The sequence below is a fragment of the Streptomyces sp. H39-C1 genome, from assembly GCF_027158125.1.
Taxonomy (GTDB): Bacteria; Actinomycetota; Actinomycetes; order Streptomycetales; family Streptomycetaceae; genus Actinacidiphila; species Actinacidiphila fildesensis.
The window spans coordinates 47,422-69,133 of record NZ_JAPVLS010000051.1; the positions used below are offsets into that span (position 1 = coordinate 47,422).

Below are 21,712 nucleotides of genomic sequence, written 5' to 3' on the forward strand. Positions count from 1 at the left end.
TTACCCGCCGCTTACGCCGGGCCCGCTACGGCTTCGTAACGAGCGGTGCGGGGCGCCCGTAGAATGACGGGGTGACCGACAACTCTCAGCGCAGCCCCCATGGCGGGCCGAACAGCACCCCCGAACTGCCGACCGCGTACGTGCCGGCCGAGGTAGAGGGGAAGCTGTACGAGCGCTGGGTGGAGCGTGGGTACTTCGAGGCCGACGCCAAGAGCGACAAGCCGCCCTACACGATCGTCATCCCGCCGCCGAACGTCACGGGCAGCCTGCACCTGGGGCACGCCTTCGAGCACACGATCATCGACTCGCTGACCCGCCGCAAGCGCATGCAGGGGTACGAGACGCTGTGGCAGCCCGGCATGGACCACGCCGGCATCGCCACCCAGAACGTCGTCGAGCGCGAGCTGGCCAAGGAGGGCAAGTCCCGCCACGACCTGGGCCGCGAGGCGTTCGTCGAGAAGGTCTGGCAGTGGAAGGAAGAGTCCGGCGGCCAGATCTCCGGCCAGATGCGCCGCCTCGGCGACGGCGTCGACTGGTCGCGTGAGCGCTTCACCATGGACGAAGGCCTCTCGCAGTCCGTCCAGACCATCTTCAAGAAGCTCTACGACGACGAGCTGATCTACCGCGCCGAGCGCATCATCAACTGGTGCCCGCGCTGTCTGACCGCCATCTCGGACATCGAGGTGGAGTACCAGGACGACGACGGCGAGCTCGTCTCGATCCGCTACGGCGAGGGCGACAACGCCATCGTCGTCGCCACCACCCGCGCCGAGACGATGCTCGGTGACACCGCCGTCGCCGTCCACCCGGACGACGAGCGCTACGCGCACCTGGTCGGCACCGAGATCGAACTGCCGCTCACCGGGCGCCGGATCCCGATCGTCGCGGACGAGCACGTGGACCCGGAGTTCGGCACCGGCGCCGTCAAGGTGACCCCGGCGCACGACCCGAACGACTTCGAGATCGGCCGCCGGCACGACCTGCCGAACCTCAGCGTCATGAACGAGCGGGCGATCATCACCGTCCCGGGCCCCTTCGAGGGCCTGGACCGGCTCGAAGCCCGCAGCGCCATCGTCGCGGCCCTGCGCGCCGAGGGCCGGATCGTCGCCGAGAAGCGCCCGTACTCGCACTCGGTGGGGCACTGCTCGCGCTGCAAGACGACCATCGAGCCGCGGCTGTCGCTGCAGTGGTGGGTCAAGGTCGGCCCGCTGGCCCAGGCCGCCGGTGACGCGGTCCGCGACGGCCGGGTGAAGATCCACCCCAAGGAGATGGAGTCCCGCTACTTCAGCTGGGTCGACAACCTCCACGACTGGTGCATCTCGCGCCAGCTCTGGTGGGGCCACCGCATCCCGGTCTGGTACGGCCCGGCCGGCGAGGTCGTCTGCGTCGGCCCCGACGAACTGCCCCCCACCGGTGAGGGCTGGACGCAGGACACCGACGTGCTCGACACGTGGTTCTCGTCGGGCCTGTGGCCGTTCTCCACGCTGGGCTGGCCCGAACAGACCGAGTCGCTGGAGAAGTTCTATCCCAACTCGGTGCTGGTCACCGGCTACGACATCCTCTTCTTCTGGGTCGCCCGGATGATGATGTTCGGCCTGTACGCGATGGACGGCACCCCGCCGTTCCACACCATCGCCCTGCACGGCATGGTCCGCGACCAGTTCGGCAAGAAGATGTCGAAGTCCTTCGGCAACGCGGTCAACCCGCTGGAATGGATGGACAAGTACGGCTCCGACGCCGTCCGCTTCACCCTGGCCCGCGGCGCCAACCCCGGTGTGGACGTGCCGATCGGCGAGGACTGGGTCCAGGCCTCCGGCAAGTTCACCAACAAGATCTGGAACGCGACCCGCTTCGCGCTCATGAACGGCGCGACGGTCGAGGGTGAACTCCCGCCCGTCGAGGAGATGTCGGCCACCGACCGCTGGGTGCTGTCCCGGCTCAACGCGGTCGTCGCCGAAGTGGACGCGCTCTACGAGGACTACCAGTTCTCCAAGCTCTCCGAGGCGCTCTACCACTTCGCGTGGGACGAGGTCTTCGACTGGTACGTCGAGCTGTCGAAGACCACCTTCTTCGCGGGCGGCCGCGGCGCCGAGGTCTCCGGCCGGGTGCTCGGCGAGGTGCTGGACGTGCTGCTGCGGCTGCTGCACCCGGTGGTCCCGTTCGTCACCGAGACGCTGTGGACCACGCTCACCGGCGCCGAGTCGGTCGTCGTCGCCGACTGGCCGAAGGACAGCGGCTTCCGGGACGCGGCGGCCGAGAAGGAGATCGCCGGCGTTCAGCAGGTGGTCACCGAGGTCCGCAGGTTCCGCGCCGACCAGGGCCTGCAGCCCGGCCAGAAGGTCCCCGCGCAGCTCACGCTGCCGGGCGCGCTGGCGGCCCACGAGGCGCCGATCCGGCAGCTGCTGCGCCTGCAGCCGGCCGGTGCCGGCTTCAGCGCCACCGCGACCCTCCCGGTCGCCGGCGGCACCGTCGCGATGGACCTGTCCGGCACGATCGACGTCGAGGCCGAGCGCAAGCGGCTGACCAAGGACATCGGGCTGGCCGAGAAGGAGAAGGCGCAGGCGCTGGGCAAGCTCGGCAACGAGGCGTTCCTCGCCAAGGCGCCCGAGCACGTCGTGGACAAGCTCCGCACCCGGCTGGCGACGGCCGAGGCGGACATCGCCCGCATCACCGCCCAGCTGGACGGCCTGCCGCAGGGCTGACCCGCGGCACCACCCGGACCTCGGGACGCGGGGGCCGGCCCGTTCGCCACGGGCCGGCCCCCGCGTCCGTCGCGTTCTCCGGGGCGCGCGCGGTGCGCCGCCCGCTCACCCGGGCATGTGGACCCGCACCGGCTCCGTAGACTGGGCGGCGTGAGCGAGCACCCCCAGAACGACGACGCGGCAGCAAACCTGTTCGACGAGACCCCGGACGACGACGCCCCCGACGGCGGGCCCGTCCGGGAAGCCGACATGGCGGTGATCGAGGCAGGCAGCCGTACCCTGCGCACGCCCGTCCCGCTCACGCCGGACGACGGCGTACCGGCCCCGCCCAAGGACCCCGCGACCGAGCGTGAGCTGCGGGAGATCGAGGGGGAGCTGACCGGGCGCTGGCCCGAGACGAAGCTGGAGCCGTCGCTCGACCGGATGACCGCACTCATGGACATCCTGGGCGAGCCGCAGCGCACCTACCCGGCCATCCACATCACCGGGACCAACGGCAAGACCAGCACCGCCCGCATGGTCGAGCAGCTGCTGCTCGGCTTCCATCTGCGCACCGGCCGCTACACCAGCCCGCACGTGCAGGCGATGACCGAGCGGATCAGCCTGGACGGGCAGCCGATCAGCGCCGAGAAGTTCATCGAGACGTACCGCGACATCCAGCCGTACATCGAGATGACGGACGACGCGCAGCCGCACCGGCTGTCGTTCTTCGAGGTGCTCACCGCGATGGCCTACGCGGCCTTCGCCGATGCGCCCGTCGATGTCGCGGTCGTCGAGGTCGGCATGGGCGGCAGCTGGGACGCCACCAACGTGATCGACGGCTCGGTCGCCGTCGTCACCCCGATCGCGCTCGACCACACCGACCGGCTCGGCACGACGCCCGGCGAGATCGCCGTGGAGAAGTCCGGGATCATCAAGAAGGACGCGACCGTCGTGCTGTCCCAGCAGCCCGTCGACGCCGCGACCGTGCTGCTCAAGCACGCCGTCGAGGTCGACGCGACGGTGGCCCGCGAGGGCATGGAGTTCGGTGTCGTGCACCGCGAGATCGCGGTCGGCGGCCAGCTGCTGACACTGCGCGGCCTCGGTGGCGAGTACGAGCAGATCTTCCTGCCGCTGCACGGCGAGCACCAGGCGCAGAACGCCGCGGTCGCGCTGGCGGCCGTCGAGGCGTTCTTCGGCATCGGCACCACACGGGTCGGCTCGCTGGACATCGACACCATCCGCGGTGCCTTCGCGTCCGTCACGTCGCCGGGCCGTCTGGAGATCATCCGGCGCAGCCCGACCGTCGTCCTGGACGCCGCGCACAACCCGGCCGGCGCGCGGGCGGCGGCTGCCGCGGTCAGCGAGGTCTTCGACTTCACCCATCTGGTGGGGGTCGTCGGTCCGAGTGCGGAGAAGGACGTCCGCGGGCTGCTGGAGGCGTTCGAGCCGGTGCTCGCGGAGATCGTGGTGACCCGGAACTCGACCAGCCGGGCGATGGACGTGGACGCGCTGGCGGCGCTGGCCGTCGAGGTCTTCGGGGACGACCGGGTGCAGGTCGAGGCGCGGCTGGACGACGCCATCGAGGCCGCGATCACCCTCGCCGAGGACGAGGGCGCGTACTCGGGGGCGGGCGTGCTGGTCACCGGATCGGTGTTCACCGTGGGAGAGGCCCGGCTGCTGCTGGGCCGGAAGTGAGGCGGCACGATGCGGACCTTGTGCGCGAGCACCCTGATCGGTGAGTTCTTCGTGATCGGCTTCGCCGGTCTCGTCGCGATGAAGCAGGACGATCTGACGGCCGGCACGGTGTGGGCGGTGTGCGGCGCAGGGATGCTGCTGTGCGTGCTGCTGTGCGGCATGCTGTCCCGCCCCGGGGCCCTCGCGGTCGGCTGGGCGCTGCAGATCGCTCTGGTCGTGAGCGGCTACTGGGTCGGGACGATGTACTTCCTGGGCGTGGTCTTCGCGGCCCTGTGGTGGGCCTCCGTCCACTACGGCCGGAAGATCGACGAGGCCAAGGCGAGGCACTCGGCGCAGGTGGCCTGACCACGCCTTGTAATGTCGTCATACCCGTCACCGTCAGTAGGAGCCGTACCGTGAGCCAGCGCACCCTTGTCCTTCTCAAGCCGGACGCCGTCCGCCGCGGCCTGATCGGCGAGATCATCGGCCGGATCGAGCGCAAGGCAGGCTGGACGATCGGCGCCCTCGAACTGCGCACGCTCGATCTCGGCACCCTGGAGCAGCACTACGCCGAGCACGTCGGCCGCCCGTTCTACGAGCCGCTGATGGAGTTCATGGCCTCGGGCCCGTCCGTGGCGCTGGTCGTCGAGGGCGAGCGCGTCGTCGAGGGCGTACGGGCGCTGGCCGGCCCCACCGACCCGATCGCCGCCGCCCCCGGCTCCATTCGCGGGGATTTCGGCAGCATCGTGCGCGAGAACCTCATCCACGCCTCGGACTCCCCGGAGTCCGCCGAGCGGGAGATCAAGCTCTTCTTCCCGGGCCTGGTCTGAACAATCGGCCCGCCGTCCCGCTTCCGGGTGTATGCGCTGACCGGCTGTACCCCTTCTGAACTGCGGTGAAGGCTCGTCGACTGACGCCCAATCAGCTCAGAGGCGACCGGGGAAATCCGGTCGCCTCCGGCATATGCAACGCTTTATCGGGAACCAATCTCTCCGGCACGTCGTCACCATTACCAGCGGACGCTGTGTGTTCTGATGACAATGACGTCGGAACCCCGGACCCCGTGCCCCGTGGGGCGCGACTACGATGGAATCTCCGCTCAAGCTCGGGAAGGCCAGACGTATCCACATGGCGAACAACATGTCGTTCATCGGCCGTGACATGGCTGTCGACCTCGGGACTGCCAACACGCTGGTGTACGTCAGGGGTCGCGGGATCGTCCTCAACGAGCCCTCGGTCGTCGCCATCAACACGAACACCGGCGGCATCCTGGCGGTCGGCGCCGAGGCCAAGAAGATGATCGGCCGCACCCCGGGAAACATTGTCGCGGTCCGCCCGCTGAAGGACGGCGTCATCGCCGACTTCGAGATCACCGAGCGGATGCTGCGCTACTTCATTCTCAAGATCCACAAGCGTCGTTATCTGGCCCGCCCCCGCGTCGTCGTCTGCGTGCCCTCCGGCATCACCGGGGTCGAGCGACGCGCCGTCATCGAGGCCACCACCCAGGCCGGCGCCCGCCAGGTGCACATCATCGAGGAGCCGATGGCCGCCGCGATCGGCGCCGGGCTCCCGGTCCACGAGGCCACCGGCAACATGGTGGTCGACATCGGCGGCGGCACCACCGAGGTCGCCGTGATCTCACTCGGCGGCATCGTCACCGCGCAGTCCATCAGGGTCGCCGGCGACGAGCTGGACAGTTCGATCATCCAGCACATCAAGAAGGAGTACAGCCTCCTGCTCGGCGAACGCAGCGCGGAGCAGATCAAACTCACCATCGGGTCGGCCTTCGACCCGAAGCTGGAGAAGGACGAGCACACCGAGATCCGTGGCCGTGACCTGGTCAGTGGCCTGCCCAAGACGGTGGTGATCTCGGCCGCCGAGGTCCGCAAGGCCATCGAGGAGCCGGTCAACGCGATCGTCGACGCGGTCAAGACGACGCTCGACAAGTGCCCGCCCGAACTCTCCGGCGACATCATGGACCGTGGCATCGTGCTGGCCGGCGGAGGAGCGATGCTCCGCGGGCTGGACGAGCGACTGCGGTACGAGACCGGAATGCCGATCCACATCGCGGAATCCCCGCTGGACTGCGTGGCGCTCGGCGCCGGCAAGTGCGTCGAGGAGTTCGAGGCGTTGCAGCAGGTTCTGGACGCCCAGCCGCGCAGATGAGTTCGCAAGGTCCTGCGTGCGGGTGACTGCCCGCCGGCACGCGGGATCGTTCTCACTGCGTCACACACTTCGACCGGCCGGGGACCGCAGCCGACCGGTCCGTTCGAGGAAGGCACGGACTGGCGCCCGTGAGGGACACACGAGAGAGCCGGCTTCTGCTGGTGCTGTTGATCGCGATCGCGTTCGCACTGATCACCGTGGACATCCGCGGCGGCGAACAGTCACCGATGGACGGCCCCCGACAGGCGGCGGCCTCGGCCTTCGGACCTGTCGAAAAGGGTGTGGCGTCCGCCGTCGACCCGGTCGGCAACGCGATCTCCGCGGTGCGCGACTCCGGGGGACGGCACAGCACGATCAGCCGCCTGGAACGCGAGAACGCGGAGCTCAAGCAGCAGCTCGGCAGCAAGGACATCACCCGCAACAAGGCCCGTGAACTGGACCAGCTCCTGAAGACCGCGGGAGCCGGCCAGTACGCGATCAAGGGCGCTCAGATCATCGCCATAGGAGCCGCCCAGGGATTCTCCTGGACGGTCACCATCGACGCCGGAAGCGCTGACGGCGTCCTCCGCGACCAGACCGTCATCAACGGCGAAGGCCTGGTCGGACGGGTCACCACCGTCGGACCCTCCACCTCCACCGTGCTGCTCGCCAACGACCCGGACTTCACCGTCGGGACCCGGATGGAGGGCTCGATGGAACTGGGCTTCGCGACCGGCCAGGGCGACCGGCCGATGCGCGTCCAGCTGCTCAACGGCAAGGCCAAGGTGAAGAAGGGCGACCGGCTGGTCACCTTCGGCTCGCAGGCCGGCAAGCCGTTCGTACCCGGCGTCCCGGTCGGCAGGGTCGTCGCGATCGACCCGTCCGCGGGCAGCCTCACCCGTACGGTCCAGGTCGAGCCGTACGTCGGCTTCTCCCGGCTCGACATCGTCGGCGTCGTCGTCGAGGGCCCGCGCACGGACCCGCGCGACAGTGTGCTGCCGCCGAAGCCCACGCCGTCGCCCACCGCGGCCAAGGTCGCCCCGCCGGCGCGGAAACCGGGCGCCACCCCTTCCGGTGCGCCCACCACCAGGAGCTGACCATGCGACTCAACCGGATCCTGCTCTCCACCGTCCTGGTCGTCGTCGCGATGGTCGTCCAGGTCAGCGTGCTCGCCAGGCTGCACCTGCCCGGCGCGGTACCCGACCTGCTGCTGCTCACCGTGCTCGGCCTCGCGCTGACCTACGGCCACGTCGGCGGCTCACTCGTCGGCTTCGGCGCCGGCATGCTCGCCGACCTGGCACCGCCCGCCGACCACGCCGTCGGCCGGTACGCGCTCGTGCTGTGCGTCATCGGCTATCTGGCGGGCCTCGCCAAGCCCGAGACCGGGCAGCTGCGGACCGCCGCCATGCCGATGCTCGTCGTCGTCGCGGCGGCCATCGGCGGCACCCTGCTCTACGCGGGCGTCGGCGCCCTGGTCGGCGACACCGCCGGGGCCCATGTGGGTCTCGCCAAGCTGATCTTCACCGCGGCCGTCTACGACCTGCTGCTCGCCCCGTTCATCGTCCCGCTGGTCATGGCACTGGCCAGACGCTTCGACCACGACCCGCTCGCCGAGGACGCGGCCGGCGGCTACGGCAGCCGCATCGGCAGCCAGCGCGCCGGCCTGCTCGGCCGGGTCGGCCGCGGCAGCCGGGTCGGCTCCATCGCCAAGGGAGGCCGCAGGCTGTGAGCGCCCGCCCTCCCCTGGCCTCCGGCACGGGGAACCCCACCGCCACGAATCCCGCGAGGAAGGCGCCGCGCGCCGATGTCTAACATTCCCGAGACCGGCCGCACCTCCCGCGTCACGATCCGCCTGGTCATCCTGCAGATCCTCGTCTTCTCCCTGCTGCTCACCCTCGGCGGACGCCTGTGGTACCTGCAGATCCGCAACGGTGACGAGTACACCGAGAAGGCCGCCAGCAACCACATCCAGCAGGTCGTGACCCCCGCGGTCCGCGGGGCGATCCTGGACGCGCGCGGTGTGCCCATCGCCGACAACGAGACCCGGCTGGTGGTATCCGCCAGCCGCACCGAGCTGCTCAAGCAGAAGGACGACGGCAAGGCCGTCCTCACCCGGCTCGCCGCGGTGCTGGCCATGCCGCCCGCCGACGTCATCGCCAAGGTCCGGCTCTGCGACGCCAAGACCCCCCAGCCCTGCTGGAACGGCTCGCCGTACCAGCCGATCCCGATCACCGACAAGGCCACCACCCAGCAGGCGCTGCAGATCATGGAGCGCCGCGAGGACTTCCCCGGTGTGACCGCGGAGCCGACCGCCGTCCGCCGCTACCCGGCGCCGAGCAAGGCCAACGCCGCACAGGTGCTCGGCTACCTCTCGCCCGTCACGGACGACGAGATCGCCTCCTCGCAGAAGAACGGCACGCCGCTGCTGCGCTCCGACCAGGTCGGCCGCTCCGGCCTGGAGCGCCAGTACGACGCGGCGCTGCGCGGTACGGCGGGCGTGACCCGCTACGAGGTGGACAACCTCGGCCGGGTGATCGGCCGGGCCGGTGACACGCCCGCGGAACCCGGCGCCAATCTGGTGACCAGCATCGACTCGCGCGTCCAGGCCGTCGCCGAGAAGGAGCTGAACGACGCGATGGTGGAGGCCCGCAAGACCTTCGACACCGTCACGGGCACCAACTACAAGGCCGACTCGGGCGCGGTCACGGTCATGGACGTGCACACCGGCCAGGTCATCGCGATGGCCAGCGCCCCGACGTACGACCCGAACGCGTGGGTCGGCGGCATCTCGCCGGCCGACTACAAGCAGCTGACCGGCAAGGACTCGAACTACCCGCTGCTGAACCGGGCCATCCAGGGCCTGTCGGCGCCCGGCTCGACCTTCAAGGTGATCTCCACGTCGGCCGCCGTCAACGCCGGATACCCGCTCGACGGCGCCTACCCCTGCACCTCGTCGATGACCATCGGCGGCCGTGTGTTCAAGAACTTCGAGGGCGAGAGCTTCGGCGCGATCAACCTCGGCAAGGCGCTGGAGATCTCCTGCGACACCGTCTTCTACGGGCTCTCGTACAACCAGTGGCTCGCGGACGGCGGCACCAAGCCCAAGAACCCCAAGGACTTCTTCTACAAGACCGCCCACCAGTTCGGCCTGGGCGCCAAGACCGGCATCGACCTGCCGGGCGAGGTCAAGGGCCGGGTCCCGGACCGCCAGTGGAAGCAGGCCTACTTCGAGGCCAACGTGGACTACTGGTGCCGGGAGGGGAAGACCAACAAGCAGGACTACGCGACCCAGATCGCCCGCGAGAACTGCGTCGACGGCAATGTGATGCGCGCCGGTGACTCGGTGAACTTCGCGATCGGCCAGGGTGACACCCTCGTCACCCCGGTCCAGATGGCGCGGATCTACTCGGCCCTCGCCAACGGCGGCACGCTCTACCAGCCGACCATAGGGAAGGCGATCGTCAGCGCGGACGGCAAGACGATCAAGCCGATCGCGCCCAAGGCCACCGGCAAGCTGCCGGACAGCGCCGAGACCCTGAAGTACATCAACCAGGCCACCGCCGGCGTCATCACCAGCGGTACCGCCGCCTGGCGCTTCTCCGGCTGGCCGCAGGACAAGATCCAGCTGCACGCCAAGACCGGTACCGCCGAGGTCGACGGCAAGCAGACGACGTCCTGGCTGACGACGTACACCAAGGACTACGCGATCGTCATGACGATCTCGCAGGGCGGCACCGGCTCCGGCGGTTCAGGACCCGCGATCCGCAAGATCTACGAGGCGATGTACGGCATCCAGGCCAACGGCTCGATCGACAGCAAGAAGGCGCTGCTGCCGACCCCCGAGACGAAGCTGCCGAAGTTCGCCGACGACGGCTCCGTCGTCCGTGCCGCGTCCGCCGTCACCACCCTCGCCCCGTCGTCCGGCGCACCCTCCGCGCCCGCCGGCGGCCCGGTGCTCGCCGCGCTCGCCCCCGGCCGCGACGACAAGCTCCTGCTGGGCCGGAGGTACGTCTCATGACCGCCAACGGCTACACGATCCGCCGCTTCACCCCGGAACGCAGCACCCTGGGCAAACTGCTCGCCCGGGACTCGATACTGCGCCGGATGGACTGGGTCCTGCTGGGCTCCGCACTCGCGCTGTCGGCGATCGGCACGCTGCTCGTCTACTCGGCGACCCGCGGGCGCACCAACCTCACCCACGGCGACCAGTACTACTTCCTGCTGCGCCATCTGATGAACACCGGCATCGGCCTCGGCCTCGCCGCGGGCGTCGTGGCGCTGGGACACCGCCGGCTGCGCGGTGTCGTGCCGGTGCTCTACGTGATCTCGGTGCTGCTGATCCTGTCGGTGCTCAGCCCGCTGGGCACCACGATCAACGGCGCGCACTCATGGATCGTGATCGGCGGCGGCTTCTCGCTGCAGCCGTCCGAGTTCGTGAAGATCACCATCATCCTGACCATGGCGATGCTGCTGTCGGCGCGGGTGGACGCGGGCGACCGCGTGCACCCCGACCACCGCACCGTCCTCCAGGCCCTGATCTGGGCCGCGCTGCCCATAGCGATCATCATGCTGATGCCGGACCTCGGCTCGGTGATGGTGATGGCGGTGATCATCCTCGGTGTGCTGCTCGCCTCCGGCGCCTCCAACCGCTGGGTGCTGGGCCTGATCTCGGCGGGCGCGGTGGGGGCCGCGCTGATCTGGCAGCTCGGCGTGCTCGACAAGTACCAGGTCGACCGGTTCGCGGCGTTCGCCAACCCCGCCCTGGACCCGGCCGGCGTCGGCTACAACACCCACCAGGCGCTCATCGCGATCGGCTCCGGCGGCCTGTTCGGCAAGGGGCTCTTCCACGGCAGCCAGACCACCGGCCAGTTCGTGCCCGAGCAGCAGACCGACTTCGTCTTCACCGTCGCCGGCGAGGAGCTCGGCTTCGCCGGGGCCGCCGCGATCATCGTCCTGCTCGGGCTGATCGTCTGGCGGGCCTGCGCGATCGCCCGCAGCGCCACCGACCTGTACGGCACGATCGTCGCGGCCGGCATCGTCGCCTGGTTCGCGTTCCAGGCGTTCGAGAACATCGGGATGACGCTCGGCATCATGCCGGTCGCCGGCCTGCCGCTGCCCTTCGTGTCGTACGGCGGCTCGTCGATGTTCGCGATCTGGATCGCCATCGGACTGCTCCAGGCGGTCCGGATACAGCGCCCGATGTCCGCCTGATCGCCGCCACTGGCCGGAACGAACCGGCCGGTGGCAAGGTACGCGCCATTGCCCGCAGCGGAACCCGCGACTACGTTCCCTTCATGGGTAAGCGTGTGCGGGAGACCGAGCGCAAGTACGAAGCGGACGGCCGGTTCGAGCAGCCCGATCTCAGCGGGCTGCCCAAGGTCGTCAGCAGCTGTGACCTGGATCCGGCGGAACTCGACGCCGTCTATTTCGACACCGAGGACCTGCGCCTCGCGGCCCGCAGGATCACCCTGCGCCGCCGCACCGGCGGGGACGACGCCGGCTGGCATCTGAAACTGCCGACCACCGAGGCCGACACCCGCACCGAGGTGCACGCCCCGCTCGGACGCGCGACCCGCACCGTCCCGAAGGACCTGGCCGCCGAGGTGGCCGTGCACACCCGGGGGCGGCGGCTGATCCCCGTCGTGCGGCTCAAGAACCACCGCGAGCGGCAGCATCTGCTGGACGCGGCGGGGGAGCCCCTGGCGGAGATCGCCCACGACCACGTCACCGCACAGCTGCTGGGAGCCGGCCCGGCGAGCAAGGCCGTGGCGATCACCTGGACCGAGTTCGAGGTCGAACTCGTCGGCGGCAAGCCCGCGCTCCTGGACGCCGTCGAGCAGCGGCTGGCCGCCGTGGGACTGCACCGTTCGGACTCGCCCTCCAAGCTCGCCCGCGCCCTCGGCGACCGGCTGACGGCGGCGATCGTCCCGCCGGGACCGCCCGCCGAGATCCTCACCGCCGGGGACGCCGCGCTGGCCTATCTGTACGAGCAGCTGCGGGCCCTCATCGCCCTCGACCCCGAGGTCCGGCGGGCCGAGCCCGACGCCGTGCACCAGATGCGGGTCGCGGCCCGGCGGGCGCGCAGCGCCCTGAAGACCTTCCGCCGGGAGCTGGACCGGGCCGTGACCGACCCGGTCGGCGAGGAGCTGAAGTGGCTCGGCGCGGTGCTGGGCACGGAGCGCGACCGTGAGGTGCTGGCCGAGCGGCTGCAGGAGCGGCTCACGGAGCTCGCCCCGGACCTGATCGACGAAACGCTGCGCAGCCGGCTGCTCGCGGAAGGCACCAAGGCGCACGGCGAGACGCACGCCGCCGTGCTGCGGGTGCTCGGCGGCCCGCACTACTTCCAGGTGCTGGACACGGTCGAGGCACTCCTCTCGGACCCGCCGTACCTGGAGGGCGCGAAGGCGGCCGCGACGCCCGCGCTGCAGAAGGCCGTACGCCGGGACCACCGGCGGCTGCGGAGGCTCGTCGAGGCCGCCATGGCCGTCGAACGCGGCCAGGAGCGCGATCTGGCGCTGCACGAGGCCCGCAAGGCGGCCAAGCGCGCCCGCTACTGCGCCGAGGCCGCCCGCCCGGTGCTCGGCTCCCCGGCGAAGGAGCACACCGCCCGGATGAAGTCCGTCCAGCAGCTGCTGGGCGAGCACCAGGACAGCGTGATGTGCCGGGTCGCGATCGCCCGGCTGGCCGGGGAGGCCGTCGCGGCGGGCGAGAGCGCCTTCCCGTACGGCGCGCTCAGCCAGCTGGAGCGGGCCCGCGCGATCGAGGTGGAGGAGCAGCTCCCGGAGCGCTGGCGCGAGGCCGATCTCCGGCCGTGATCCGGTGCGGCGCACGGCCGGGATTTCCACCGGGCGAAGGCGACTCCGAAGGCGCGCTAGTCTTGAGGGTCACCCTGCCCGCTGATGAAAGACATCTCTGATGCCTGTCGAGTCGGTCTTCCCCCGTCTGGAAGCGCTTCTCCCGCACGTCCAGAAGCCCATCCAGTACGTCGGTGGGGAGCTGAACTCCACCGTCAAGGACTGGGACGCCTGCGATGTGCGCTGGGCGCTGATGTACCCGGACGCGTACGAGGTCGGCCTGCCCAACCAGGGCGTCATGATCCTTTACGAGGTGCTCAACGAGCGCGAGGGCGTCCTCGCCGAGCGCACGTACAGCGTGTGGCCCGACCTGGAGGCCCTGATGCGCGAGCACCAGGTTCCGCAGTTCACGGTCGACGCGCACCGTCCGGTCAAGGAGTTCGACGTGTTCGGCCTGAGCTTCTCCACCGAGCTCGGCTACACCAACATGCTCACCGCGCTGGACCTCGCCGGCATCCCGCTCAACGCCGCCGACCGCACGCTCGACGACCCGATCGTGCTCGCGGGCGGCCACGCGGCCTTCAACCCCGAGCCGATCGCGGAGTTCATCGACGCCGCGGTGATCGGCGACGGCGAGCAGGCGGTGCTGGCGATCACCGACATCGTCCGCGCCTGGAAGGCCGAGGGCCGTCCCGGTGGCCGTGACGAGGTGCTCTTCCGGCTCGCGAAGACCGGTGGGGTGTACGTCCCCAGGTTCTACGACGTCGAGTACCTGGAGGACGGCCGGATCTCCCGCGTCGTCCCCAACCGCTCGGGCGTGCCGTGGCGGGTCTCCAAGCACACCGTCATGGACCTCGACGAGTGGCCCTACCCGAAGCAGCCGCTGGTCCCGCTCGCGGAGACCGTCCACGAGCGGATGTCCGTCGAGATCTTCCGCGGCTGCACCCGCGGCTGCCGTTTCTGCCAGGCCGGCATGATCACGCGCCCCGTGCGGGAGCGAAGCATCACCGGCATCGGCGAGATGGTCGAGAAGGGCCTCAAGGCCACCGGCTTCGAGGAGGTCGGCCTCCTCTCGCTCTCCTCCGCGGACCACAGCGAGATCGGTGAGATCGCCAAGGGCCTCGCGGACCGCTACACGGAGGACAAGGTCGGCCTGTCGCTGCCCTCCACCCGGGTCGACGCCTTCAACATCGACCTCGCCAACGAGCTGACCCGCAACGGGCGCCGGTCCGGCCTCACGTTCGCCCCCGAGGGCGGCAGCGAGCGCATCCGCAAGGTCATCAACAAGATGGTCTCGGAGGAGGACCTGATCCGTACGGTCGCCACCGCGTACGGCAACGGCTGGCGCCAGGTGAAGCTGTACTTCATGGTCGGGCTCCCCACCGAGACCGACGAGGACGTCCTGCAGATCGCCGACATGGCGCGCAACGTCATCCAGAAGGGCCGCGAGGTCACCGGGCAGAACGACATCCGCTGCACGGTCTCCATCGGCGGTTTCGTCCCCAAGCCGCACACCCCCTTCCAGTGGGCGGGCCAGCTCGGCGTCGAAGAGACCGACGCCCGGCTCGCCAAGCTGCGGGACGCCATCCGCAACGACAAGAAGTACGGCCGCAACATCGGCTTCCGCTACCACGACGGCAAGCCGGGCATCGTCGAGGGCATGCTCTCCCGCGGCGACCGCCGGATCGGCGCGGTCATCCGCGCGGTGTACGAGGACGGCGGCCGCTTCGACGGCTGGCGCGAGCACTTCAGCTACGACCGCTGGATGCGCGCCGTCGACAAGGCGCTCCCCGGCACCGGGGTCGACCTGGACTGGTACACCACCCGCGAGCGCACCGAGGAAGAGGTCCTGCCCTGGGACCACCTGGACTCGGGCCTCGACAAGGACTGGCTGTGGCAGGACTGGCAGGAGTCGCTGGACGAGACCGAGGTCGAGGACTGCCGCTGGACCCCGTGTTTCGACTGCGGCGTCTGCCCCCAGCTCGACCTGGACATCCAGATCGGCCCGACGGGCAAGAAGTTGCTCCCGCTGACGGTCGTCAAGTAGCAACCGCAGCGGTCGGCATCGTCCTAGGACGATGCCGACCGCTGTTCGAACACCACATCCCGTGCTGTTCCCAGCGCGGTGGCCACCGCGCCCAGAACCACCGCGTCCTCTCCGAGGGCGCTCGGCACCACCTTCGGTCGTAGCGGTGTCAGCGCCCGCAAGGTGTCCCGGACCGTGCTCAACAGCAGGTCCGCGCTGTGACCCACGCCCCCGCCCAACACCACCAGGTCCGGATCCAGCACCGCCGCCACCGCCGCCACCGTGTGCGCGAGCCGTTCCCCCTCCTGGCGGACGGCGGCCACAGCGGCGACGTCGCCGGCCCGTGCCGCGTCGAAGACGTCCTTGGCGGTGAGCGGGCCGCTCATGCCCAGCCCGCGGGCGGCCTGGACGACGGCGTCGGCCGCCACCGCGCTCTCCAGGGTGTCCGGTGTGTCCGGCCGGTGGTGGCCGGGGCCGGCCCACGGCAGATAGCCGATCTCGCCCGCCGCGCCGTGCGCGCCGGTGAACAGCCGGCCCTCGGAGACCACGCCCATGCCGAGCCCGGTGCCGATCATGACGTAGACGAAGAGCTTGCTGCCCGCGCCGACGCCGAAGGTGTACTCGCCGAGGGCCGCCAGGTTGGCGTCGTTGTGGACGGCCAGCGGTACCCCGAGTTCGTCCCGCATCCGGTCGAAGAGGCCGGCCCGGCCCCAGCCGGGCAGGTGCTGGGCGTAGCGGACCCGGCGCTGCGTCTCGTCGTACACGCCGGGGGTGCCGACCACCGCGTGGGCGACCTTGGCGGGGGGGACGCCGGAGTCGGCGACGACCTGGTGGGAGGTGGCGACCACGAGGTCGGCCATCGCGGCGGAGCTGCGGGCGCGGTTGCGGACGTCGGCGCGGGCGACGACCGTTCCGTCGAGGTCGGCGAGGGCGACCCGCAGCCACGCGCGGCCGATGTCGATGCCGAGCGCGTAGCCGGCCGACGCGTCGGGGGCGTAGAGCACGGCGACGCGGCCGCGTTCGGGGGTGTGCAGGCCGGCTTCGCGGACCAGTCCTGCCAGTTCGAGGAAGGCGAGGGCGCTGGAGACCGTCGGCTTGGACAGGCCGGTCTCGCGGGCGAGTTGGGCGCGGGAGGCGACGCCCCCGGTCCGCAGCCGCTCCAGCAGGAGCCGCTCGTTGGTGCTGCGCAGTCGCTGTCGGTTCCAGGGCTGTTCCGCACCACCGTCGCTGCTGCTCATCGCACCATTCTCATGCATATCGCCGTGACCCCTTGACGCATCAAGTAAAGGTACTTAACTTAAGCACGCCCGGCGCCGAGGCGAACCCCTGCACTGGCGAAACGGCAGTCCGCTCCCCGTCCCCGTCACCTGCCCAGGGAGGCACCGTGTCCGGCTCCCCGCCACCTGCCGGCGGCTTTGTCCGCCGTATCGGCCTGTTCCAGGCCACCGCCATCAACATGAGCCAGATGTGCGGCATCGGACCCTTCGTCACCATCCCCCTGATGGTCGCCGCGTTCGGCGGGCCGCAGGCCGTGATCGGCTTCCTGGCCGGCGCCCTGCTGGCGCTGGCCGACGGTCTGATCTGGGCCGAGATGGGCGCGGCGATGCCCGGTTCCGGCGGCTCGTACGTCTACCTCCGGCAGGCGTTCCAGTACCGCTCGGGCAAGCTCATGCCGTTCCTGTTCGTCTGGACGGCCATGCTCTTCATCCCGCTGATCATGTCCACCGGAGTCGTCGGCTTCGTCCAGTACCTCGGCTATCTGGCCCCCGACATGGGCCAGAACGCGGGGGACGCCGTCGGTCTCGGCATGATCGCGCTCGTCGTCCTGCTGCTGTGGCGCGGTATCGAGCACATCGCCCGCATCACCGCCGTCATGTGGTGCGTGATGATCCTGTCGGTCGCGCTGGTCATCCTCGCCGCGTTCACCCACTTCGACGCGGACCTGGCCTTCACCTACCCCGCGCACGCCTTCGAACTGACCAGCCACACCTTCTGGATCGGCTTCGCCGCGGGTCTCACCATCGGCATCTACGACTACCTCGGCTACAACACCACCGCGTACATGGGCGCCGAGATCAAGGACCCCGGGCGCATCCTGCCGCGCTCCATCATCTTCTCGATCCTCGGCATCATGGGGATCTACCTGCTGCTCCAGATCGGCACCCTCGGGGTCATCGACTGGCACCGGATGCTCAACGCCGACGACATCGCCTCCTCGTCGGTCGCCTCCGCGGTCATGGAGAAGACCTGGGGCAAGGGCGCCGCCGACACCGTCACCGTCCTCATCCTCATCACGGCCTTCGCCTCGGTCTTCACCGGACTCCTCGGCGGCTCCCGGGTGCCCTACGACGCGGCCCGTGACCGCGTCTTCTTCCGCCAGTACGGGAAGCTGCACGCCCAGCACCGCTTCCCGATGCTGGGCCTGGCCACCATGGGCGTCATCACCGCGATCGGCTTCCTCATCGGCCGCCACACCGATCTGGCCACCCTCATCCAACTGCTCACCACCGTCATGGTGATCGTCCAGGCGCTCGCGCAGATCCTCGCGGTCTCGGTGTTGCGCCGCCGCCAGGCCGGTCTGCACCGGCCGTACAAGATGTGGCTCTACCCGCTGCCGAGCATCATCGCCCTCGTCGGCTGGCTGGTGATCTACGGCTACGCGGACAAGAACTCGCCCGGCCGTCACCCCATCGAGTGGTCCCTGGCGTGGGTCGCCCTCGGCTGCGTCGCCTTCCTCCTGTGGGCCCGCTTCGAGAAGGTCTGGCCGTTCGGGCCGAAGGAGATCACCGAGGAGTACCTCCAGGGGATCGACTCCGACACCGAGCAGGACACCGCGCCGGCGGCCGTCTGACGGACGCGGGGACGTAGGGCGGGGCCCCGGGCGAGCTGCCCGGGGGCCCTCCGCTTCTGGGTTCCGGCCGGCGTCACGTACCGTGCGCGCATGAGCGTGACGGGGGAACGGGACACCGGCCAGGGCTGCTTGACGGTCGCGATACGCATGCCGGTGCGGATCTTCGCGCTCGTCGTGATCCTTCCGGTGCGGATGGCGTGGGACGCGCTCGCCGCCCTGGGCCGCGGTCTGGGCGCCGGCCTGGGCTGGCTCTGGCGGCGCGTCGTCGTCGAACCGCTCAGCGCCGTGGCCCGCGGCACCGGCCGCGCCCTCCGGTGGCTGGGCGGCGCCCTCGCCCGGCTGGGCCGCGTCCTCATCGCCGTCCCGCTGGTGTGGCTCTGGACGGCGGTACTCGTCCCGGCCGGCCGGGGGACCGCCACCACCGCCCGGTGGCTGGTGCGCACGCTGGTCGTGGTGCCGCTCGGCGCCCTGTACCGCTACGTCCTGACGCCGTTCGGCCGGGGCGTGACGTGGTCGCTGCGCGCCGCCGGATCCGGCCTGGCCGCGCTGGTCCGGCTGCTCGGGACCGGCGTCGTCCTGCTCGTGACCCACCTCCTCGTCCGGCCGCTGCGGCTGCTGCACACCGCCGTCCTGGCCCCCGCCGCCCGCGCGCTGGCCGCCGCCCTCGCGGCCACCGGCCACGGCACCGGCGCGGCCGTGCGGTGGCTGCTGCGCGTGCTGGTCGTCGTTCCGCTGGTGCTCCTGTACCGCTACGTGCTGACGCCGGCCGGCCACGCCGCACGGTGGTCGGTGCGGGCACTCGGCACGGCCGCCGGCCGGCTGCTCCGCTACCTGGTCGCCGTACCGGCCGTGGCTCTCTACCGCTACGTACTCACGCCGCTCGGCCATGCCGCGGTCCGGACGGCTCGCGCGTCCGGCACCGCCGCGGTGTGGCTCGGGCGGGTGCTGTTCGTGGTGCCGGTGGTCGCGTTCCACCGGTACGTGCTGACGCCGCTGGGCCGGGCCGCAGGGTGGTCGGTGCGGGCGCTCGGCACGGCCCTCACCTGGTCGGCCGAGGCCGTCGGCACGGCTGTCGGCTGGCTGCTCCGGTATCTGCTCGTGGTGCCCGTCGTGGCCCTCTACCGCTATGTACTGGCCCCGGTGGGGCGGGAGATCGCCGCCGCGCTCGGCCATGCCTGGCGGGTCGCCGGGTACATCTCGCGGGCGGTGGGGCGCGGGCTGAAGTGGCTGGCGCGGACCCTGATCGGCGATCCGGCGCGCTGGGTGTGGCACACCGTCTTCGTGCCGGCCGCCGACGCCGTGCGCGCCGTCGGCCGCTGGACGCGGCGCGAAGTGCTCGCGCCGGTCGGACGGGCGGTCGGTGAGGCCCGGCAGATCGTTCAGGACGCGCTGCGCACCGTCCGTGTGACCGTTCGCGAGGCCCGGGCGGACGCCCGCCGGATGCTGTTCGGGGCGCCGAAGAGCGCCCCGCGCCTTCCGGAGCAGAGCGCGGCGCCCGTCCCGGACCTCGTGAAGCGCGCCCCGGAGTTCGGCAAGCGCGTCCCGCCGGGCCATCGCTGAGCGGGACCGGGACCCGGCGGGGCGCCGTCGTCAGCCGGCGGATGCCGACGCCGTACGCCAGGTCGCCGACGAGGAACGCCCGGGCGGCCCGCTCCTCGTTGGTGAGTTCGATCTCGACCCGGCGGTGCGGACCGGTCCCACGGAACGGTTCCGGTCCAGACCCGTTACGCATACGAGATGCGAATGGCGGTGGCCGGAGGCGAGGATGAGATTTGGCCGAAACCCCGCGGGCCCGCTGCTCCGCACCGCCCGTCATCACCTGTGCGCGACGCGGCGTAACCTTGGGTATGACAAACGGGCCCCGACAAGGCCTCCGCAGACGTACGAGGGACTGAACGACACTGGGCAAGCGACAGCCCGAAGGCCCACCGCCCGCACCGACGGTGCAGCGCATCCGCCTGCGCTACACCAAGCGCGGCCGCCTCCGGTTCACCAGTCACCGCGATTTCCAGCGCGCCTTCGAGCGGGCCCTGCGCCGCGCCGAGGTGCCGATGGCGTACTCGGCGGGCTTCACCCCGCACCCCAAGGTCTCGTACGCGAACGCCGCGCCCACCGGCGTCGGCAGCGAGGCCGAGTACCTGGAGATCGGCCTCACCGAGGTCCGCGACCCCGAGAAGCTGCGACTGCTGCTCGACGAGTCGCTGCCCACCGGGCTCGACATCACCGAAGCGGTGGAGGCCCGTACCTCCGGCCTCGCCGAGCGGCTGCAGGCCTCCGTATGGCAGCTCCGGCTCGACGGCGTCGAGCCGGCCGAGGCGGAGCGTGCGGTCGCCCTCTTCCTCGCCGCCGAGACCGTCCAGGTCGAGCGGAAGACCAAGAACGGCATGCGCGCCTTCGACGCGCGCGACGCCGTCACCCGGCTCGAGGTCATGCCGGCTGACGCGCTCGAACAGGGTGCGGATAGGCCCGAGCCTGTCGCCTGTGCGATACTGCGGCTAGTTGTTCGGCACTTGACACCTGCCGTGCGACCCGACGACGTCCTGTCCGGCCTCCGTGTGACGGCCGACCTCGCGCCGCCGGTCCCCGCAGCGGTGACCAGGCTGGCGCAGGGGCCGCTCCACGAAGAGTCCGGGACGGTCACCGACCCGCTCGCGCCAGATCGCGACGCCGCGACGGTGCCGAGTGGGGACTCCCCGCCGAAGGCTGGGGAAGCTTCCGCGTAGGAACGCCGTCGACGTGTTGCCGACGCGCCAGGGAGCCACCCGGGCCCGGTGACGCTGACCTCATAAGACTTTCGTCGGCCCGTCACAGGCGTGCCGACGAGCGAGACAACAGCTCCCGTGCGGCGCCCGCGCCCCCGGACAGCGGCACCACGACCGACGTCGCGGCCCGCCGCCACCGGAACAGAGCGCGGCGCCCGGGAGCATGACGGGAGCACTGCCCGAATGCTCGATCACAACGAGCCCAACGAGGCGCCGGACACCGGCGCCGCAACCAGCGAAGAAGCCACGGCCCCCCGCCGTCGCCGCCGCGCCGTCTCCCGCCCGGCGGGCCCGCCCGCCGCGCCGGCCATACCGGCCACTTCCGCCGACGAGGCCCCGGCCGCGAGCCCGGCGTCCGCAGAGGACACCGACACCTCCGCCGCGCCGCCGCGCGCCCGTCGTCGCGCGACCCGCACGGTGACGGCCCCGGCCGGTGCCCCCGCGGCCCCCGACGCCGTCGAGACCCCGGCGGCCGCACCGGCCGCCGCGCCCGAAGCCCCGGCCGAGGCCGCTGACGCCCCGGACACCTCCGCCGCGCCGCCGCGCGCCCGTCGTCGTGCGACCCGTAAGGTCACCGCGCCGTCCGAGGCCCCGCAGGCAGTCGAGGAGGCGCCCGCCGCCGAGACCCCGGCCGCCGTCGAGGCACCGGCCGAGCCGGCCGTGGACCCCGCCGCCCCGACCCGGGCCCGCCGCCGCGCGACCCGCAAGGTCGCCGCGCCCGCCCCGGCTCCGCAGTTCATCGCGGCGGCGCCCGCCGCCCCCGCGCCGCCCGCGCC

The 21,712-nt window shown here is 71.2% G+C and carries 15 protein-coding genes and 1 pseudogene; 15 read left to right on the forward strand and 1 reads right to left on the reverse strand.

Features of this window, described 5'->3' with window-relative positions:
* The first annotated feature begins 71 nt into the window (after window positions 1-71).
* From O3W51_RS29270 to O3W51_RS29320, 11 genes are all read left to right on the forward strand, one after another.
* Complete coding sequence (locus tag O3W51_RS29270) at window positions 72-2,702, forward strand: valine--tRNA ligase (RefSeq protein WP_138357757.1); 2,631 nt, start codon at window positions 72-74, stop codon at window positions 2,700-2,702.
* Between the two features lie 189 nt (window positions 2,703-2,891).
* A complete protein-coding gene (gene folC, locus O3W51_RS29275) occupies window positions 2,892-4,379 on the forward strand; it encodes a bifunctional tetrahydrofolate synthase/dihydrofolate synthase (protein ID WP_232485012.1) in 1,488 nt (495 codons plus the stop codon).
* A gap of 9 nt (window positions 4,380-4,388) precedes the next feature.
* Complete coding sequence (locus O3W51_RS29280) at window positions 4,389-4,724, forward strand: DUF4233 domain-containing protein (protein ID WP_138357755.1); 336 nt, start codon at window positions 4,389-4,391, stop codon at window positions 4,722-4,724.
* Between the two features lie 50 nt (window positions 4,725-4,774).
* Window positions 4,775-5,188 (forward strand): nucleoside-diphosphate kinase, encoded by a 414-nt coding sequence (ndk, locus tag O3W51_RS29285; RefSeq protein ID WP_138357754.1) that lies wholly within the window; start codon window positions 4,775-4,777, stop codon window positions 5,186-5,188.
* Between the two features lie 310 nt (window positions 5,189-5,498).
* The gene (locus tag O3W51_RS29290; protein WP_138357776.1) at window positions 5,499-6,524 is read left to right on the forward strand and encodes a rod shape-determining protein; all 1,026 of its coding nucleotides are present in this window, start codon (window positions 5,499-5,501) and stop codon (window positions 6,522-6,524) included.
* Window positions 6,525-6,652: 128 nt separating this feature from the next.
* A complete protein-coding gene (gene mreC, locus O3W51_RS29295) occupies window positions 6,653-7,600 on the forward strand; it encodes a rod shape-determining protein MreC (protein WP_138357753.1) in 948 nt (315 codons plus the stop codon).
* A 2-nt stretch (window positions 7,601-7,602) separates the two neighbouring features.
* Window positions 7,603-8,232 (forward strand): rod shape-determining protein MreD, encoded by a 630-nt coding sequence (mreD, locus tag O3W51_RS29300; RefSeq protein WP_198357359.1) that lies wholly within the window; start codon window positions 7,603-7,605, stop codon window positions 8,230-8,232.
* A 75-nt stretch (window positions 8,233-8,307) separates the two neighbouring features.
* Entirely contained in the window at window positions 8,308-10,521 is a 2,214-nt protein-coding gene (gene mrdA / locus O3W51_RS29305) for a penicillin-binding protein 2 (RefSeq protein ID WP_164295732.1), read from the forward strand.
* A complete protein-coding gene (rodA, locus tag O3W51_RS29310; protein ID WP_138357750.1) occupies window positions 10,518-11,714 on the forward strand; it encodes a rod shape-determining protein RodA in 1,197 nt (398 codons plus the stop codon). Before mrdA ends, rodA begins: the two co-directional genes overlap by 4 nt.
* An 83-nt stretch (window positions 11,715-11,797) precedes the next feature.
* Window positions 11,798-13,318 carry a CYTH and CHAD domain-containing protein gene (locus O3W51_RS29315; RefSeq protein ID WP_138357749.1) on the forward strand — a complete coding sequence of 507 codons (1,521 nt, stop codon included), beginning with the start codon at window positions 11,798-11,800 and terminating at the stop codon, window positions 13,316-13,318.
* Between the two features lie 100 nt (window positions 13,319-13,418).
* On the forward strand, window positions 13,419-15,344 hold the full coding sequence (locus O3W51_RS29320) for a TIGR03960 family B12-binding radical SAM protein (RefSeq protein WP_269287734.1): 1,926 nt from the start codon (window positions 13,419-13,421) through the stop codon (window positions 15,342-15,344).
* A gap of 23 nt (window positions 15,345-15,367) precedes the next feature.
* Here the strand turns inward: O3W51_RS29320 and O3W51_RS29325 are convergent, their stop codons facing one another.
* Window positions 15,368-16,561 (reverse strand): ROK family transcriptional regulator, encoded by a 1,194-nt coding sequence (locus O3W51_RS29325; protein WP_244809170.1) that lies wholly within the window; start codon window positions 16,559-16,561, stop codon window positions 15,368-15,370.
* A 146-nt stretch (window positions 16,562-16,707) separates the two neighbouring features.
* Between O3W51_RS29325 and O3W51_RS29330 the strand changes: the two genes are divergently transcribed.
* The 4 genes and pseudogenes from O3W51_RS29330 to O3W51_RS29345 all read left to right on the forward strand — a co-directional run.
* Complete coding sequence (locus O3W51_RS29330) at window positions 16,708-18,174, forward strand: APC family permease (RefSeq protein WP_269287735.1); 1,467 nt, start codon at window positions 16,708-16,710, stop codon at window positions 18,172-18,174.
* Window positions 18,175-18,264: 90 nt separating this feature from the next.
* Window positions 18,265-19,734, forward strand: a complete 1,470-nt coding sequence (locus O3W51_RS29335; protein ID WP_269287737.1) for a hypothetical protein — start codon at window positions 18,265-18,267, stop codon at window positions 19,732-19,734.
* 383 nt (window positions 19,735-20,117) lie between these two features.
* Complete coding sequence (locus O3W51_RS29340) at window positions 20,118-20,897, forward strand: TIGR03936 family radical SAM-associated protein (RefSeq protein ID WP_138357744.1); 780 nt, start codon at window positions 20,118-20,120, stop codon at window positions 20,895-20,897.
* Between the two features lie 222 nt (window positions 20,898-21,119).
* Window positions 21,120-21,712, forward strand: a pseudogene (locus O3W51_RS29345) (hypothetical protein); the annotation flags it as partial.

Excerpts from the sequence above, each read along its gene's own strand:
- O3W51_RS29280 (WP_138357755.1), top strand. The coding sequence starts at position 4,389 with ATGCGGACCTTGTGCGCGAGCACCCTGATCGGTGAGTTCTTCGTGATC.
- O3W51_RS29290 (WP_138357776.1), top strand. The coding sequence starts at position 5,499 with ATGTCGTTCATCGGCCGTGACATGGCTGTCGACCTCGGGACTGCCAAC.
- mreD (WP_198357359.1), top strand. The coding sequence starts at position 7,603 with ATGCGACTCAACCGGATCCTGCTCTCCACCGTCCTGGTCGTCGTCGCG.
- mrdA (WP_164295732.1), top strand. The coding sequence starts at position 8,308 with ATGTCTAACATTCCCGAGACCGGCCGCACCTCCCGCGTCACGATCCGC.
- rodA (WP_138357750.1), top strand. The coding sequence starts at position 10,518 with ATGACCGCCAACGGCTACACGATCCGCCGCTTCACCCCGGAACGCAGC.
- O3W51_RS29315 (WP_138357749.1), top strand. The coding sequence starts at position 11,798 with ATGGGTAAGCGTGTGCGGGAGACCGAGCGCAAGTACGAAGCGGACGGC.
- O3W51_RS29320 (WP_269287734.1), top strand. The coding sequence starts at position 13,419 with ATGCCTGTCGAGTCGGTCTTCCCCCGTCTGGAAGCGCTTCTCCCGCAC.
- O3W51_RS29325 (WP_244809170.1), bottom strand. The coding sequence starts at position 16,561 with ATGAGCAGCAGCGACGGTGGTGCGGAACAGCCCTGGAACCGACAGCGA.
- O3W51_RS29335 (WP_269287737.1), top strand. The coding sequence starts at position 18,265 with ATGAGCGTGACGGGGGAACGGGACACCGGCCAGGGCTGCTTGACGGTC.